This window comes from Microcoleus sp. BM001215392 (assembly GCF_036700185.1).
GTDB lineage: Bacteria > Cyanobacteriota > Cyanobacteriia > Cyanobacteriales > Microcoleaceae > Microcoleus.
Window position 1 is genome coordinate 1 of sequence record NZ_JAUBOJ010000200.1, and the last position, 13,367, is coordinate 13,367.

Genomic DNA, 13,367 nt, shown 5'->3' on the forward strand with positions numbered 1-13,367 from the left:
CCCCCTCAATCCCCCCCTTGTTAAGGGGGGGAGGAAAGAACCCTTGCTCAGTCTCTCGATCGAGTCTTAGCCCGCCCTGGCTTTGGGGGGTGGTGAGGGGTATGTGCGGGTGGGGAAAAACTGCTAATTCTGTAACTTGTTGGCGCAATGCGTCAATTTGTGAGTCGGTGACATCGGGCGATCGTACTGTAGCGAGAATTAAATCATGCCGCAGGCTCAAGTATTTCAATAAATTAAACGTCCTGATCTGAGTTCCGCCGCGGCTTGGCGGATAGGGAAAAGTCGAGGAAAGCATCAAAATCTGCATGGGATGTTCGATAAATAAAAAAGTTGCCGCAGTCGCGATAAAATTGACAAATAAAACAGTTTTAACAATCATCTCACTATGGACGAATTATCTGTGAAGGCGCTGCTCGAAGATTTGAAAAACTCCGACGAAAGCGTGCGCGATCGGGCTACTACAGAACTTTGGCGCACTTGGTTTAACCAGAAAGGAGAGTACGGGATGCAAGTTCTGAGGCGATCGCAAGTTTCGCTAGATGCAGGGGATGTTCGGCACGCTTTGGATTTGCTCACAAAACTGATTGCGGAAGTGCCAGATTTTGCTGAAGCTTGGAATCGGCGCGCCGTACTTCACTACACCCAAGGAAATTATAAAAAGTCGCTCCACGACTGCGAAGCCGTCTTGAAACTGAATCCGGTTCACTTTGGGGCGCTGCACGGTCTGGGGTTGTGCTATGCTGCCATGGGAGAATACAGAAGTGCAATTAAAGCTTTTCGTCACGCTTTGGAAATTCAACCCTTTGCTTTGGTGAATCAAAAGTTAATTCTAGAATGTACGGCTCGCTTAAATTAAAATACATAGGGCCTAGGGCATTGGTGGTTTCTTTCCCTGGACTGAGGTGCAAATTTTTTCCACAATCTAAATTTGAAAATAGTCGTAGTGCCGAAAATTAGCGTTTGCATTCCTACTTGCAATCGAGTGCATTTGCTGGCTAGTGCGATCGCCAGCGTGCTAGATCAAACTTATACAGATTTTGAATTAATTGTCTGCGATGATGGTTCGAGGGACAGCACTGCGCTGTTGATCTCGGAATTTGTCGCTGGCGATCGCCCGATTCGCTACATTCGCCACCCGCAGAATATCGGCAAGAGTAATAATATGCGATCGGGTTTGGCAGCGGCAAGCGGTGAATATTTTATTAAGTTTGACGATGACGATCGCCTGAGCGCGCAATTTCTAGAGCGGACATCTGCTATTTTGGATAAAGACGCCAGTATTGATTTTGTCAGTACCGACCACTGGGTGATTGATGTTAAAAATAATATTGACAAAAACCAGACAAAACTCAATTCGCAGCGGTGGGGCCGCACCGAGTTGTCGGCGGGAATTATTGAAGATTTGCTATCCACAGTTTTTTTGAGACAGAGTTTGCAAATAGGCGCGACTTTGTTTCGGCGCCGCGCGCTGGAAGACGTAGGATTTTTGCGGCCCAATTGGCAAAATTGCGAAGATAACGATTTGTTCGTGAGACTTGCGCTTGCGGGCAAAAAGTGCTATTACTTGCCCGAGCTGTTGATGGAGTATCGATTTCACCCAGAACAGCAAGGAGTCGATCGGGCAATTGCGTATTTGAGCGATAAATTGCGCTATTTGACCAGCTACGAATTTGATTCCGAGAAGTTAGAAACAGTCAGGCTCAAGAGGCTTGCAGAAACTCAATTAGCCTTAGGTTTGCGACTGATTGAGGTGGGTGAAACAGCAAAAGGGCGGCGGATGGTGCGAGGTGGTAAGTCGGTTTCTGAGGCGAAAATGTGGGCTGCTTTGGGATTGTCGCTACTGCCGGAAAAGTGGCGGGTTAAGGCTTTTGCGCTGGTGCGGGAGTTGTTGAAAGTATAGGATTTGGATAAAATCGATCGGTTGAGACGGCGGTTGAGACGGCGGTTGAAACCGCGTCTATACAAACAAAACAAGCCGGACGCAGGTTGAAGAGTGTACGGTTAAAATCACATTTATGGAGACAAAATCTAGCGAAACGGCGGTTTTAATTATTGATTTTCTTTAGTCCGCGGAGGCGGACATTGTTTGTGTAGACGCGGTTTCAACCGCCGAGTCTTCCTGAGGAACACAAATTATCCCAATGATATTGCGGGTAGCCAGGGAATGTCTGTAACACCTGGATCGCAGCCAAGTTGTGTTAGCAATGTGGTAAGTTGCCCTCTATGGTGAGTTTGATGGTTGAACATATGTGTCACCAAAACCCAAGTCGGTAGCACGCGAGATTTACCGTCTACATTGCTTGTGTACTCAAACGGTTGACTCAGCCAGTCAAAACTAAGGTGGCTAGACCATTGTATAATTTGGCGATCGGTTGTCTCCCGTTCTGCTCTCAAAACATCAAAATCAGCATACAGTTCCTGACCCATAACTGTTACAGAAAATGGGTGAAGAGTAAAACGACCCATCCATGCTTTGTCACCATACAATAAGTGATTCAAAGTGCCATGAATCGATTTAAAAAAGGCACCCATATCCTGTTTTCGCTGTTCATCAGGAATTCCCGAGCAGACAGAATATAGATTTTGATTCATCCAACAATTGTACTCTGCCATTAGCTGGTAGTAGCTACCGTCGTACATACTAAAAACTCCACCACCTAGTTTGAACAACTGACATTATACGAATGCGTCTTTCACAATACGCCTGACTCTAATTGGTCTAGATAGATAAACTCAGGAGCTTTAACTCCTGCTTCTTCTCTAATTTTAACCAATCTAGGTGACTCAAAAAACGCTCTGGCATCTGCTGTGGATGTCCACGCCGAGAAATGAACAATTTTGTTGGGTTCACTGTCATACTTCAAAACCTGATAGGAGCGCTCGCCAGCTTCTTTTCGGATATTTGCAGCATTATCAAATACCTTTTTCCAAGCTGCATAGTTTTCGACTTCATGAATAATTAATACATATTGCATAGCAGTCAGATTTTTTGATGATTTCAAAACTTCAAGGGTTCGGCTTACTCCTCTTCTTCCTCAGCACTTTCCTCTTTAAATCCCAACCACAAAAGTATTACCTCTTCTACTTCAAGCATTTTCTCGGATGTCAGACTTCCCAATTTGCGTAGAAGCTTTGCATGAGGGATTGTAATCATATTTTGTACGTCAAATACTCCTTCTCGGAGGAACTTATTTTTGACTTTTACCTCAAATCTTGAACCGCGTAGACTTGTTGTATGTGGCACTAGAGTCGCTAAGGCCCGGTCTTGATTTAAAGCAGGAATACTCACGACCAAACATGGTCTGACTTTCGCAATATAACCTAGAGCGGCTAACCATATTTCACCACGATCTGGACTATTCATATAGGGATTCTTCCTCATCTAACTCTAGGAAAATTCCCTCAGCATTCAGAACTAAATCGTCATCAGACAGAGGCGGAAAGTCTAAATCGACAGTCCGTTTCAAAATTTCCAATACCAAATCTAACCGTTCTGAGTCTGTTAATCGATCAAAGGTATTCAAAAGTTCTTCTACTAAAATAGTCATAGCTTTTTCCCTAGACTTGCTTATAGCATAGCACAGGTTTTAAGTAGACCAACCTAAAAAAACATAACAGCCAGCTCCCCGCAGCACTTTAAGGCTGCGGGGTTCTAACATCGATCGCGCTTTCCATTAAAGTAGTACACAGTGCCCGATCGCAGTTTTTCCTAAATATCGTGTTTATATTGTCTGAAATGCCGACTGTGTGGTTGCAAATTTCCCTCGTGGGAGCCTGGTTGGGCTTGATTTTACTGGTAGCTGAGGGGTTAAACCGATTTACTGCTGTCGGTGCGGAGGTGTCGCGGAAGGTGGTTCACATCGGTACTGGGAACGTGATTTTGCTGGCTTGGTGGCTGGAAATACCCGGCTGGGTGGGGATAACGGCTGGTTTTTTGGCTGGGGCGATCGCCCTAATTTCCTACCAAGTGCCGATTTTGCCGAGTCTTAACAGTATCAACCGCAAAAGTTTGGGGACTTTTTTCTATGCTGTTACTATCAGCGTTCTCGTAGCTTGGTTTTGGCCGCTACAACATCAGGAATACGCTGCTTTGGGAATTTTAGTCATGACTTGGGGTGACGGATTGGCTGCTGTCATCGGGCAGAAATACGGCAAACATATTTATCGAGTTTGGGGAATGCAGAAGAGTTGGGAAGGTTCTGCAACTATGTATTTGGTGAGTTTTGCTGTTAGCAGTTTGATTTTTCTGGGCGTTCAAGGCAATATTTGGCAAACTTGGGCGGTGTCGGCGGTTGTAGCTTTTGTGGCTGCTACTTTGGAGTCGGTGTCTCTGTGGGGGATTGACAATTTGACTGTGCCGATCGCTAGCGCGGCGATCGCCTTTTTCCTAAATCAATTTTGGGTAATTGGTTCGTAGTGAGGAATTCAAGTCCTCATGAATATCTGGGAACCCAACTCGGAAGGCTCGAACCTAGTTTGTATAGCAGTAAGGTGCGCATTGCGCACCCTGCATATAACTAAAGACTCAGTAAATTAATGCTCAATCTTTTGGTTTAAATTTTTTGGATAGGTTTCCTTCAAAAGGTTGAATTCCACTATTTGGATAGTTGTCATCGCTGGGGCTAAAAATTCGCACGGCTGCTTCTGAAACGTAACGCATCGCGTCTGCCAAAGATTTAGAAAGATTCATGATATCTGCCTCTCTTTTCTTGGTTCTGATACTTCTTAGATTACTATTAGCTTCTGTCTCTGGATTGCTTTAGCAATATTTGTTTGAATTACTTATTAGTCTGCAACATCATTGAAGCAAACTGAAGCTTTTATGAGGGGCGGATTTTTGGGCGATCGATCTAATTGGCTGGCATATTTATACTTGATCAACCCCAGCAGTGAAAACTGCCAACAACTCGGTTTTTTAAGTTTGTTCCAAGGCTGCAAACAAATATTGTCCCCAAAAAACCGCAACGCTGGAGTTTTTTCGGTTAATTGCTCAGATTGTCAAATCGATATTTTTATTGATCCTACCATAATATTCATCCCTAACTTAAGCTGAAACCCTCTATTCATGGGCACGATCCAGGATTTTTCAGATAGTAAAAGCAATCTTAATCAAAGATTTACAAAAAGATATGGTATTTATCACTATAATTAAAAAAACAAAGTTTGTCCGGGGTTTTTAGCTATGAAAACTGCGACAGAAAGCCTGCAACAGGCGGGTTTTGAGGAAATCTTAGAAGATCGGGAACTCACGGTTTCTCCAGCAGATTACAGTTTGTTGACGGATCTATACCAGCTAACGATGGCGGCTTGTTACGTCGGGGAAGGGCTAGACGATCGCCCTGCGAGTTTTGAACTGTTCGCGCGCAGGCTACCAGATGGTTTTGGTTATGCGATCGCCATGGGTTTGGCTCAGGCGATCGACTATCTAGAAAAATTGCGGTTCTCAGAGGCACAAATTCAGGCTTTACAGTCCACCGGAATTTTTGCCGGGGCCCCCGAGCGCTTTTGGACTCTACTCGCCACAGCCCGCTTTACTGGCGATGTTTGGGCGGTACCCGAGGGCACGGCGGTATTTGCCAATCAGCCTCTCTTGCGGATCGAGGCTCCTCTGTGGCAGGCTCAGTTAGTCGAAACTTATTTGTTGAATACGATCAATTATCAAACTTTAATCGCGACGCGGGCGGCGCGAGTGCGGGATGTGGCGGGGCCGGAGGCTAAGTTGCTGGAATTTGGGACGCGCAGGGCTTTTGGGCCTCAAGCTGCTGTGTGGGCGGCGAGGGCTGCTCTGGCTGCTGGGTTCGATGGTACTTCTAATGTTTTGGCTGCTTTGAAGTTGGGGCGCAAGCCAGTGGGTACGATCGCCCATGCTTTAGTAATGGCTGTGTCGGCTCTCGAAGGCAGCGAAGACGAGGCGTTTGCAGCTTTTCACCGCTGTTTTCCCGGCGCACCGCTGCTGATCGATACTTACGATACTGTGGCGGCGGCGCGGACTTTAGCATCGCGAGTCAACAGCGGTGAAATGCCTTTGCAAGGCGTGCGGCTGGATTCGGGGGATTTGGTAAAATTGTCTCGGGAAGTGCGATCGATCCTTCCGGGCGTGCCAATTATTGCTAGCGGCGATTTGGACGAATACGAAATTGCTAGATTAAAAACTGCCGGCGCTTGCATTGACGGTTATGGTTTGGGAACAAAGTTGGTCAGCGGTTCGCCTGTCAACGGTGTTTATAAGTTAGTCGAAATTGACGGAATTCCGGTGATGAAAGAAGCCAGCGGCAAGCTAACATATCCAGGAAAAAAGCAAATTTTTAGAACCATGAAAGATGGAGAAATTCTGGGAGATTGTTTGGGGCTGACAGCGGAAAATATTCACACTTCGGATTATCATTTATCATTAATGCAGTTGGTGTTAAAGGATGGCAAACGATTACAAAAACCGGAAAGTTTGGAGGATATTGCCAAACGAACTGCTGCTTCTGTCGCCAGTCTGCCTGCACAAACTCGCCAACTAAATAACCCGATTTCGCCGCCGATGGAAATTTCTACAGATTTGCAAAGTCTCATTGAAAAAACTAGAAAGAGTTATTAGTTATTAGTTATTGGTTATTAGTTATTAGTTATTGGTGATTAGTTGTTGGTTATTAGTTATTAGTTATTGGTAGCCACTCACAAATAACATCGGACAAATAACAAATAACAAATAACTAATAACAATGCCCAATGCCCTGCGCGGGTCTTCTTCCCTGCGCAGGCCTGCGCAGGCCTTCTTCCCAATTCCCAATTACCCATTCCCAATTCCCTATGCAAAGAATTGCCTTGTTTGGAACCAGTGCCGATCCGCCGACAGCAGGACACAAAACAATCCTGAGTTGGCTTTCTCAGCATTTTGACTGGGTAGCAGTTTGGGCGTCGGACAATCCTTTTAAGTCGCACTCCACATCCCTCGAACATCGATCGGCAATGCTGCTGTTAATCATTCAAGAAATTAATTCGCCCAGACACAACCTTTGCTTGCATCCAGAACTCAGCAGCCCGAGGACACTAGAAACTGTGGAACAAGCAAGATTGCAGTGGCCAGATGCAGAGTTGACAATGGTAATCGGTTCCGACTTAGTGGGACAACTTCCTCGCTGGTACAAATTTGAACAGTTGTTAAAAGAAGTGGAGTTGCTGATAGTACCGCGGCCTGGTTATCCGTCAGAAAAATTAGATTTGTGGCAGTTGAGGCGCCTGGGTGCAGAGGTGGCGATCGCATCTTTGAACGCTCCTGATGTTTCTTCAACCTCCTATCGCGAAACAGGAGACACCGAAGGCCTAACTCCGACCATCGAGGATTACATTAATCGGGAGCATTTGTACGCATGGCACGAGGCACAAAAAAGAGCGAAAGTTGCTCATTAGCTGACTTTAAAGTAGGAGTAGATAATGTTATTTTCTCCGTCGATACTGTACAGAACCGCTTGTTGGTGCTGTTGGTTATGCGGCCAGACGAACCATTTATCGATGCTTGGAGTCTTCCCGGTACTTTGGTGCGACACGGAGAGTCTCTGGAAAATGCGGCTTACCGAATTTTGTCGGAAAAAATTAGAGTAGAAAATTTGTATCTGGAACAACTGTATACTTTTGGAGAACCCGGACGCGATCCGAGGGAATTTACCAGGGGCGATCGCTATCTTTCGGTGAGTTATTTTGCTTTAGTGCGGTTTGAAGAAGCTGAATTGATTGCTGGAAGTGTAGTTGCAGGTTTCGGCCACCGCGTCGGTGGCATTGCTTGGTATCCCGTACAACAAGTTCCTAAACTGGCCTTCGATCACAATCAAATTCTTGAATACGGATACCGACGACTGCGCAACAAACTTGAATACAGCCCAGTAGCTTTTGAAGTTTTGCCGGAGCTTTTTACCTTGAGCGATCTGTATCAATTGTATACGACTATTTTAGGGGAAAACTTTTCTGATTATTCAAATTTTAGAGCTCGCTTGTTGAAATTGGGTTTTTTGTGCGATGCGGGTGTTAAGGTTTCGCGGGGTGCGGGCCGCCCTGCTAGTTTGTACCGCTTTGATGCGGCAGCTTTTGCTCCTTTTAAAAATAAGCCGCTGGTATTTATCTAGCTGTTGCTTGGATTACCCCGCCCGAAAATGGCTCGCGCACCACGCTAGCTTGGTGGAAATCCCAAATTTTAGCCTTTGGTTCAAGCTCTCAGATTAATCAATGCTCCTTCAATGTAAAATGTAAAATCTAAAATATAAAATAGACAGACATTCGGGGATCAATTTAGTAACATTAGAAAATAACCTATTAAGGAGTACCTATGATGAAAGACCCAGATGAATGTGCTAATATTCAGGAGGTTCGGGAGGAAATTGATATCATCGATCGAGAAGTGATCGATGCTTTGAGCAAGAGATTTCAATATGTCATCGCAGCAGCAAGGTTCAAAACAACTGAAGCTAGCGTCAGAGCGCCCGATCGCTTTCATGCCATGTTGCAACAGCGGCGCGAGTGGGCGAGCGAATCTGGTTTGAATCCTGATGTGGTTGAAAAACTCTACCGCGATTTGGTCAATCATTTTATTGAAGAAGAGTTGAAACATTACAAATCGGAGTAATATTTCTCGAACGTCCAATCTAGGAGTATAGGATATTGAGTCCGCGCGGGCGGACTGTTAGCAAGATTTATGAGGTAACTTGGTAATATGAAAATTGCGATCGCACAACTCAACCCTATTATTGGTGATATCTGTGGCAACTCCCACCTAATTTTGGAGGCTGCGAAACAAGCTGCTGTTGAGGGCGCAAACTTATTGCTAACACCGGAACTTTCCCTGATCGGCTATCCGCCGCGCGATTTGTTGATCGATCCGAGTTTGATTGCCGCCGCAGGTACAGAGTTGCAGCAATTGACACAAGCTTTACCGCCGCAGTTGGCTGTGATAGTCGGCACTGCCGTCCCGAATCCTGATGCTGGTAAACTAGGCGGAAAACCCTTGTTTAACAGCGCTGTTTTGTTGCAAAATGGCGCCGTCCAACAAGTTTTCAACAAACGCTTGTTGCCAACTTATGATGTATTTGATGAAGACAGATATTTTGAACCGGGAGAAAGTAGCAATTACTTTACTGTTGGTGAGTGCAAAATTGGAGTCACAATTTGTGAAGATTTGTGGAACAATGAGGAGTTTTGGGGTAAGCGGAGTTACGCGGGCGATCCTGTTGCCGATTTGGCAAAATTGGGCGTAGATTTAGTAGTTAATTTGTCGGCATCGCCTTATGCTGCCGGGAAGCGGGGAGTGCGATCGGCTATGTTGCAGCACAGCGTCATTCGCTGCGGGCTACCGATTGTTTACGCTAATCAGGTAGGGGGAAATGATGATATTATCTTTGATGGTAGCAGTTTTGCAATGAATCGAAAGGGTGATATGATTCAGGTATTGGCTTCTTTTAAAAGTGATTTTACGCTGTTAGAATATGACGAAAATCTACAAGATTTAATTGGGGGCGGGAACGGGCAAGATGCCAGTTCCACAGGTGATTTGGGATGGGAATATCAAGAACAACAACAAGATTTAATTGGTGGCGGTGGGAACGGGCAAGATGTACGTTACACAACAAAAACAGATTTAAGTTTTGAACCGCCACAAGGAGATGCAGAAATTTGGGCGGCTTTGGTTTTGGGAGTGCGAGATTATGTTCGCAAGTGCGGTTTTTCTAAGGTTGTATTGGGTTTGAGCGGTGGGATAGATTCGGCTTTGGTGGCGGCGATTGCTAGTTGCGCGATCGGGCCGGAAAACGTGCTGGGGGTGCTGATGCCTTCTCCTTACAGTTCGGATCATTCGGTTAATGATGCTTTGGAATTAGCCCGAAATCTCGGTATTGCGATCGAACTATTGCCGATCGCCGATTTGATGAAAGGTTACGATCGCACTCTCGCCGATTTGTTTGTCAATACCACTTTCGGGATTGCCGAAGAAAATATTCAATCGCGGATTCGCGGCAATCTGTTGATGGCAATTTCTAACAAGTTCGGACATTTGCTGCTTTCTACGGGCAACAAATCGGAAATGTCGGTGGGTTACTGCACTCTTTACGGCGATATGAATGGCGGATTGGCGGTAATTTCTGACGTGCCAAAAACTCTGGTTTTTTCGCTTTGTCGGTGGCTGAATGCTAGCGGATATGTAGGGGCGGTGGATGGTGCGTGCTCGCCCTCTCCATCCCCACCCCTGAGAAAAGAGATGATTCCAGTTAATATTATCAACAAAGCGCCGAGTGCTGAACTGAAACCGGGGCAAATAGATCAAGATTCTTTACCTGATTATGATGTTTTGGATGACATTTTGCAGCGGTTAATAGAACATCACCAATCAGTCCAAGAAATTGTGGCGGCAGGACACGATGCAGCGGTGGTTAAACGTGTAGTAAGATTAGTCAGGCAAGCCGAGTTTAAACGGCGGCAAGCAGCCCCGGGCTTGAAAATTAGCGATCGAGCTTTTGGTACCGGTTGGCGGATGCCGATCGCCAAAGCTTCGTCTTATTAAAGGCATTATGGTTAACATCAGCGGCACTTTCGGCTTCGATTTTCTCCTGGGAAGTCCCAACAGCGATACGCTCAGAGGATTGGCGGGTAATGATACTATTCAAGGTTTGGCCGGAAATGACCTGATTTTTGGCGATCGCGACAATGACTTGCTCGCCGGAAATGAAGGCGCCGATACGCTGTCTGGAGGGCAAGGAAGCGATACAATCTATGGAGGAGAGGGGGACGATTGGATTAATGGCGATCGGGGTAACGATTTGCTAATCGGCGGCGAAGGCAAAGATATCTTAACAGGAGGTGCGGGCGATGATTTATTTGTGCTTGAGGGCACCTGGGCCGCATCTAATGTCGCGCAAGCCGATATCATTACAGATTTTGGCAGTGGAAATGATAAAATTGTCTTGACAGATGGCATAAAATTCAGCAATTTAGATATCTCAGTTTCTGACAACCAAACAGTTATGAAAGACCGCAATTCTGGAAAATATTTAGGAGCAGTTTCGGGAAAACCTAATCTGACTGAATCAAACTTTATCTCGCTGTTGGGCGGGATAGATACGGGTCAACTTTTGCCAGTTTCTGCTAACATAATTTTCGGCGATCGGGCGGTAGGGCTAGAAGTGGCGACAACTCCCCAAGAACAAGCAATCGGCTTAATGTTTCGCACAGAATTGCCGGACGATCGGGGGATGTTTTTCCCGATCGCCCCCGCGCGAAACGTGCGCTTCTGGATGAAAAACGTGCAAATCGAACTCGATATGATTTTTCTGCGCGAAGGCATCGTGCAGGCGATAATTCCCAACGTACCGCCGTGTTTCAGCGACACGTGCCCCAACTACGGCCCGGATGTTCCCGTTGACGGAGCGATCGAGCTCCGAGGCGGAAGGGCGGCGCAATTGGGATTGAAAGTGGGCGATCGGATTCCCAATTTACCCTAAAAGGTATATGATTCGATCGCAGCATTAACCACTCGAACATCCAATGAATCCGATTGAATTAAAAATTATCCCCCATCAAACTCAAGACGGTTTAGCTTACCAACATTTGCGGTTGCGAATTACAACTCAAGACGGTATTATCACACCGGATGATTTACAAGGTTTAAAAATTCCCCAAGATGTTCAATTCAGCCAAGGAATTGTCATAGAAGGCAGAGGAGCGATTTGGCTGTACGGGTATTTAGTACACGAATGCCATCCTGCGGCGTGGGTGGGATGTTACGATCCGCGATTAGAAGGTGCGGTAGTGGTAGCGACGCACAAGCACGAGATATCAGTTGGACAAGTATTGACATTAAGTTTGCCGAGTTAGTATAGCAGCAGACAGTTGACAGTTGCAGAATCAGGAAATCAAATTGTTTAGGCTATGGATTAGCAGGCTCTATTCATGAGGTTATTGATGTCCTCACCGCTGTGGCGATTGCTATAAATTGAGAGCGTCTGTTGCGGAGCGTCAAAAGCTTTTGTTAGAAGTGCGATCGTCTTGGCTCCTTCGCTGATATAATAGCATTTATAAAAAGTCTGGCTACCAAACAAGTATTAGATTTGTTTCAGCCGTTTTCCTACGGTAAATATGGAATATCCTGTGGCAAATCTTCGGTAAATTCTTGCACATTACCCAACAATGGTAACGGCGGATGACTGCAAATCTGCTCTGGATAATTCCACACTTTCAGATATTCATCAACTCCCGAAATTGCGATCGCTGCTGCATCCAAATCCCCAGCTTGACAACCGTGATAATGCGCTCTCATCAACGGCTTAATATCCTCAATATCTTGCCATTCAGATTCCGGTTTGAGGGGAATGCTGATAAAATAGTGGTAAGCTTGGCGGTGTGCGGTGCGAAAGTTTTCGCGATTTTGATTCAACAGGCGAGATCCTTTTTCGCGCACTAACGGATGCAACTGGTAAGACGATCGTTGACAGTCATAATACAGCAATTGTCGCCGTTTGAGTGCCTGAATAATATTTTCTTTAAGTTCGTACTTGCTAACTTCTGGCATTTGTGCGCTAATTCCGGCAAAAGATAGGGGATATTCTGAGGTTTGATAAACTGAAATTCGGCCCAGACAAGTTTGCTCGCAGTCGCCCAGACGCGCTAGGATTTCATCAATCAATCTCTCAATATCTCGAATCAGCAACCAATCTCTCTGGTGTAAAAAAATCCCGACATTTCCCTGAAACTCCGTATCGTCTCGAATCAAGGCTGCGACGAGTTGTAGGGCTTTGGGATGTCCAGAATAGCGATCGCCCATTTCCGCTAATTCCTCTGCATTTGCCGTCAGATTAAAAGATTGCAACAGGGAAATTGCGCTATCTCGATCCAATCCGTTGAGCTGAATTTCGCGGGTGACTGTTGGCGGCAATTCGGCTAAGCTTTCGCGACTGGTAAATAGGATTTTGCTTTGATGTTCTGTTTCTAATAGTTGTTTGAATAACCAAGCATATTCTGCACAATCTTCTGCGAAATAACCAGCCGCTTTGGCTTCTCCTGTTTTCAAAAGTGTGTCGGCGCGATCGAATACAATTAAGCAAGGTTTTTCTCTGAGGATTTTTATCAGATTTTCGGTTTTTTTGCCGCAGTCATTTTGAGGATTGACGGCTGCGGTGATGTCGCCGTTGGAGAGGGTGAATAGCAGCGAGTCAATTGTGCGATCGCACGGGGGTGCTTTGCCTGTTGCGGATTGCAAGGATTGCCAAGCGGCGCTGGTGAAGGGGGTTTTTTCGGTGTGGAGTTGGCGAATTAGTTGGCTGATGAGGGTGGTTTTTCCGATGCCCGGTAATCCGACAATTGAGATGGCGATGGGAACCCCCCCCAGCCCCCCCTTGCTAAGG

16 protein-coding genes and 1 pseudogene are annotated in these 13,367 nt (G+C 45.9%); 10 read left to right on the forward strand and 7 right to left on the reverse strand.

Going from position 1 to position 13,367, the window contains the following annotated elements:
* Nucleotides 1-307, reverse strand: a pseudogene (locus tag QT974_RS20210) (glycosyl transferase family 1); the annotation flags it as partial.
* A 78-nt stretch (nucleotides 308-385) separates the two neighbouring features.
* On the opposite strand from QT974_RS20210, the gene QT974_RS20215 reads away from it, so the two are divergent.
* On the forward strand, nucleotides 386-856 hold the full coding sequence (locus QT974_RS20215) for a tetratricopeptide repeat protein (protein ID WP_333470214.1): 471 nt from the start codon (nucleotides 386-388) through the stop codon (nucleotides 854-856).
* 87 nt (nucleotides 857-943) lie between these two features.
* Nucleotides 944-1,900: a glycosyltransferase family 2 protein gene (locus QT974_RS20220; RefSeq protein WP_333470215.1), complete on the forward strand. Its 957-nt coding sequence runs from the start codon at nucleotides 944-946 to the stop codon at nucleotides 1,898-1,900.
* A 233-nt stretch (nucleotides 1,901-2,133) separates the two neighbouring features.
* Here the strand turns inward: QT974_RS20220 and QT974_RS20225 are convergent, their stop codons facing one another.
* From QT974_RS20225 to QT974_RS20240, 4 genes are read right to left on the reverse strand one after another with little or no spacing between them, the layout of a single operon-like run.
* Nucleotides 2,134-2,640: a DinB family protein gene (locus QT974_RS20225; protein ID WP_333470216.1), complete on the reverse strand. Its 507-nt coding sequence runs from the start codon at nucleotides 2,638-2,640 to the stop codon at nucleotides 2,134-2,136.
* A 53-nt stretch (nucleotides 2,641-2,693) separates the two neighbouring features.
* Complete coding sequence (locus QT974_RS20230) at nucleotides 2,694-2,975, reverse strand: putative quinol monooxygenase (protein ID WP_333470217.1); 282 nt, start codon at nucleotides 2,973-2,975, stop codon at nucleotides 2,694-2,696.
* Nucleotides 2,976-3,019: 44 nt separating this feature from the next.
* Complete coding sequence (locus tag QT974_RS20235; RefSeq protein ID WP_333470218.1) at nucleotides 3,020-3,364, reverse strand: type II toxin-antitoxin system PemK/MazF family toxin; 345 nt, start codon at nucleotides 3,362-3,364, stop codon at nucleotides 3,020-3,022.
* Nucleotides 3,357-3,548, reverse strand: coding sequence for a hypothetical protein (locus QT974_RS20240; protein ID WP_333470219.1), 192 nt, complete (start codon nucleotides 3,546-3,548; stop codon nucleotides 3,357-3,359). Before QT974_RS20240 ends, QT974_RS20235 begins: the two co-directional genes overlap by 8 nt.
* Nucleotides 3,549-3,736: 188 nt before the next feature.
* On the opposite strand from QT974_RS20240, the gene QT974_RS20245 reads away from it, so the two are divergent.
* Nucleotides 3,737-4,417, forward strand: coding sequence for a diacylglycerol/polyprenol kinase family protein (locus QT974_RS20245; RefSeq protein ID WP_442933198.1), 681 nt, complete (start codon nucleotides 3,737-3,739; stop codon nucleotides 4,415-4,417).
* Nucleotides 4,418-4,540: 123 nt separating this feature from the next.
* On the opposite strand, the gene QT974_RS20250 is transcribed toward QT974_RS20245, so the two are convergent.
* Nucleotides 4,541-4,690 (reverse strand): isochorismate synthase, encoded by a 150-nt coding sequence (locus tag QT974_RS20250; RefSeq protein ID WP_333470221.1) that lies wholly within the window; start codon nucleotides 4,688-4,690, stop codon nucleotides 4,541-4,543.
* Nucleotides 4,691-5,182: 492 nt separating this feature from the next.
* On the opposite strand from QT974_RS20250, the gene QT974_RS20255 reads away from it, so the two are divergent.
* The 7 genes from QT974_RS20255 (at nucleotide 5,183) to crn3 (ending at nucleotide 11,841) form a co-directional block, all read left to right on the forward strand.
* Entirely contained in the window at nucleotides 5,183-6,586 is a 1,404-nt protein-coding gene (locus QT974_RS20255) for a nicotinate phosphoribosyltransferase (RefSeq protein ID WP_333470222.1), read from the forward strand.
* Nucleotides 6,587-6,798: 212 nt separating this feature from the next.
* Nucleotides 6,799-7,398: a nicotinate-nucleotide adenylyltransferase gene (locus tag QT974_RS20260; RefSeq protein WP_333470223.1), complete on the forward strand. Its 600-nt coding sequence runs from the start codon at nucleotides 6,799-6,801 to the stop codon at nucleotides 7,396-7,398.
* Nucleotides 7,359-8,108 carry an NUDIX hydrolase gene (locus QT974_RS20265; protein ID WP_333470224.1) on the forward strand — a complete coding sequence of 250 codons (750 nt, stop codon included), beginning with the start codon at nucleotides 7,359-7,361 and terminating at the stop codon, nucleotides 8,106-8,108. Before QT974_RS20260 ends, QT974_RS20265 begins: the two co-directional genes overlap by 40 nt.
* 200 nt (nucleotides 8,109-8,308) lie before the next feature.
* The gene (locus QT974_RS20270) at nucleotides 8,309-8,605 is read left to right on the forward strand and encodes an isochorismate lyase (protein WP_333470225.1); all 297 of its coding nucleotides are present in this window, start codon (nucleotides 8,309-8,311) and stop codon (nucleotides 8,603-8,605) included.
* An 87-nt stretch (nucleotides 8,606-8,692) separates the two neighbouring features.
* On the forward strand, nucleotides 8,693-10,531 hold the full coding sequence (locus tag QT974_RS20275) for an NAD+ synthase (RefSeq protein WP_333470226.1): 1,839 nt from the start codon (nucleotides 8,693-8,695) through the stop codon (nucleotides 10,529-10,531).
* 7 nt (nucleotides 10,532-10,538) lie between these two features.
* Entirely contained in the window at nucleotides 10,539-11,468 is a 930-nt protein-coding gene (locus QT974_RS20280) for a DUF192 domain-containing protein (RefSeq protein ID WP_333470227.1), read from the forward strand.
* Between the two features lie 43 nt (nucleotides 11,469-11,511).
* Entirely contained in the window at nucleotides 11,512-11,841 is a 330-nt protein-coding gene (crn3, locus tag QT974_RS20285; RefSeq protein ID WP_333470228.1) for a CRISPR-associated ring nuclease Crn3/Csx3, read from the forward strand.
* A 250-nt stretch (nucleotides 11,842-12,091) separates the two neighbouring features.
* On the opposite strand, the gene QT974_RS20290 is transcribed toward crn3, so the two are convergent.
* The coding region (locus QT974_RS20290; RefSeq protein WP_333470229.1) for an NB-ARC domain-containing protein at nucleotides 12,092-13,367 on the reverse strand (1,276 nt) is incomplete at its 5' end.

Bases quoted from the DNA above. Each gene is read 5' to 3' on its own strand.
- QT974_RS20215 (WP_333470214.1), top strand. From the start codon at position 386: ATGGACGAATTATCTGTGAAGGCGCTGCTCGAAGATTTGAAAAACTCC.
- QT974_RS20225 (WP_333470216.1), bottom strand. From the start codon at position 2,640: ATGTACGACGGTAGCTACTACCAGCTAATGGCAGAGTACAATTGTTGG.
- QT974_RS20230 (WP_333470217.1), bottom strand. From the start codon at position 2,975: ATGCAATATGTATTAATTATTCATGAAGTCGAAAACTATGCAGCTTGG.
- QT974_RS20235 (WP_333470218.1), bottom strand. From the start codon at position 3,364: ATGAATAGTCCAGATCGTGGTGAAATATGGTTAGCCGCTCTAGGTTAT.
- QT974_RS20240 (WP_333470219.1), bottom strand. From the start codon at position 3,548: ATGACTATTTTAGTAGAAGAACTTTTGAATACCTTTGATCGATTAACA.
- QT974_RS20245 (WP_442933198.1), top strand. From the start codon at position 3,737: ATGCCGACTGTGTGGTTGCAAATTTCCCTCGTGGGAGCCTGGTTGGGC.
- QT974_RS20250 (WP_333470221.1), bottom strand. From the start codon at position 4,690: ATGAATCTTTCTAAATCTTTGGCAGACGCGATGCGTTACGTTTCAGAA.
- QT974_RS20255 (WP_333470222.1), top strand. From the start codon at position 5,183: ATGAAAACTGCGACAGAAAGCCTGCAACAGGCGGGTTTTGAGGAAATC.
- QT974_RS20260 (WP_333470223.1), top strand. From the start codon at position 6,799: ATGCAAAGAATTGCCTTGTTTGGAACCAGTGCCGATCCGCCGACAGCA.
- QT974_RS20265 (WP_333470224.1), top strand. From the start codon at position 7,359: ATGGCACGAGGCACAAAAAAGAGCGAAAGTTGCTCATTAGCTGACTTT.
- QT974_RS20270 (WP_333470225.1), top strand. From the start codon at position 8,309: ATGATGAAAGACCCAGATGAATGTGCTAATATTCAGGAGGTTCGGGAG.
- QT974_RS20275 (WP_333470226.1), top strand. From the start codon at position 8,693: ATGAAAATTGCGATCGCACAACTCAACCCTATTATTGGTGATATCTGT.
- QT974_RS20280 (WP_333470227.1), top strand. From the start codon at position 10,539: ATGGTTAACATCAGCGGCACTTTCGGCTTCGATTTTCTCCTGGGAAGT.
- crn3 (WP_333470228.1), top strand. From the start codon at position 11,512: ATGAATCCGATTGAATTAAAAATTATCCCCCATCAAACTCAAGACGGT.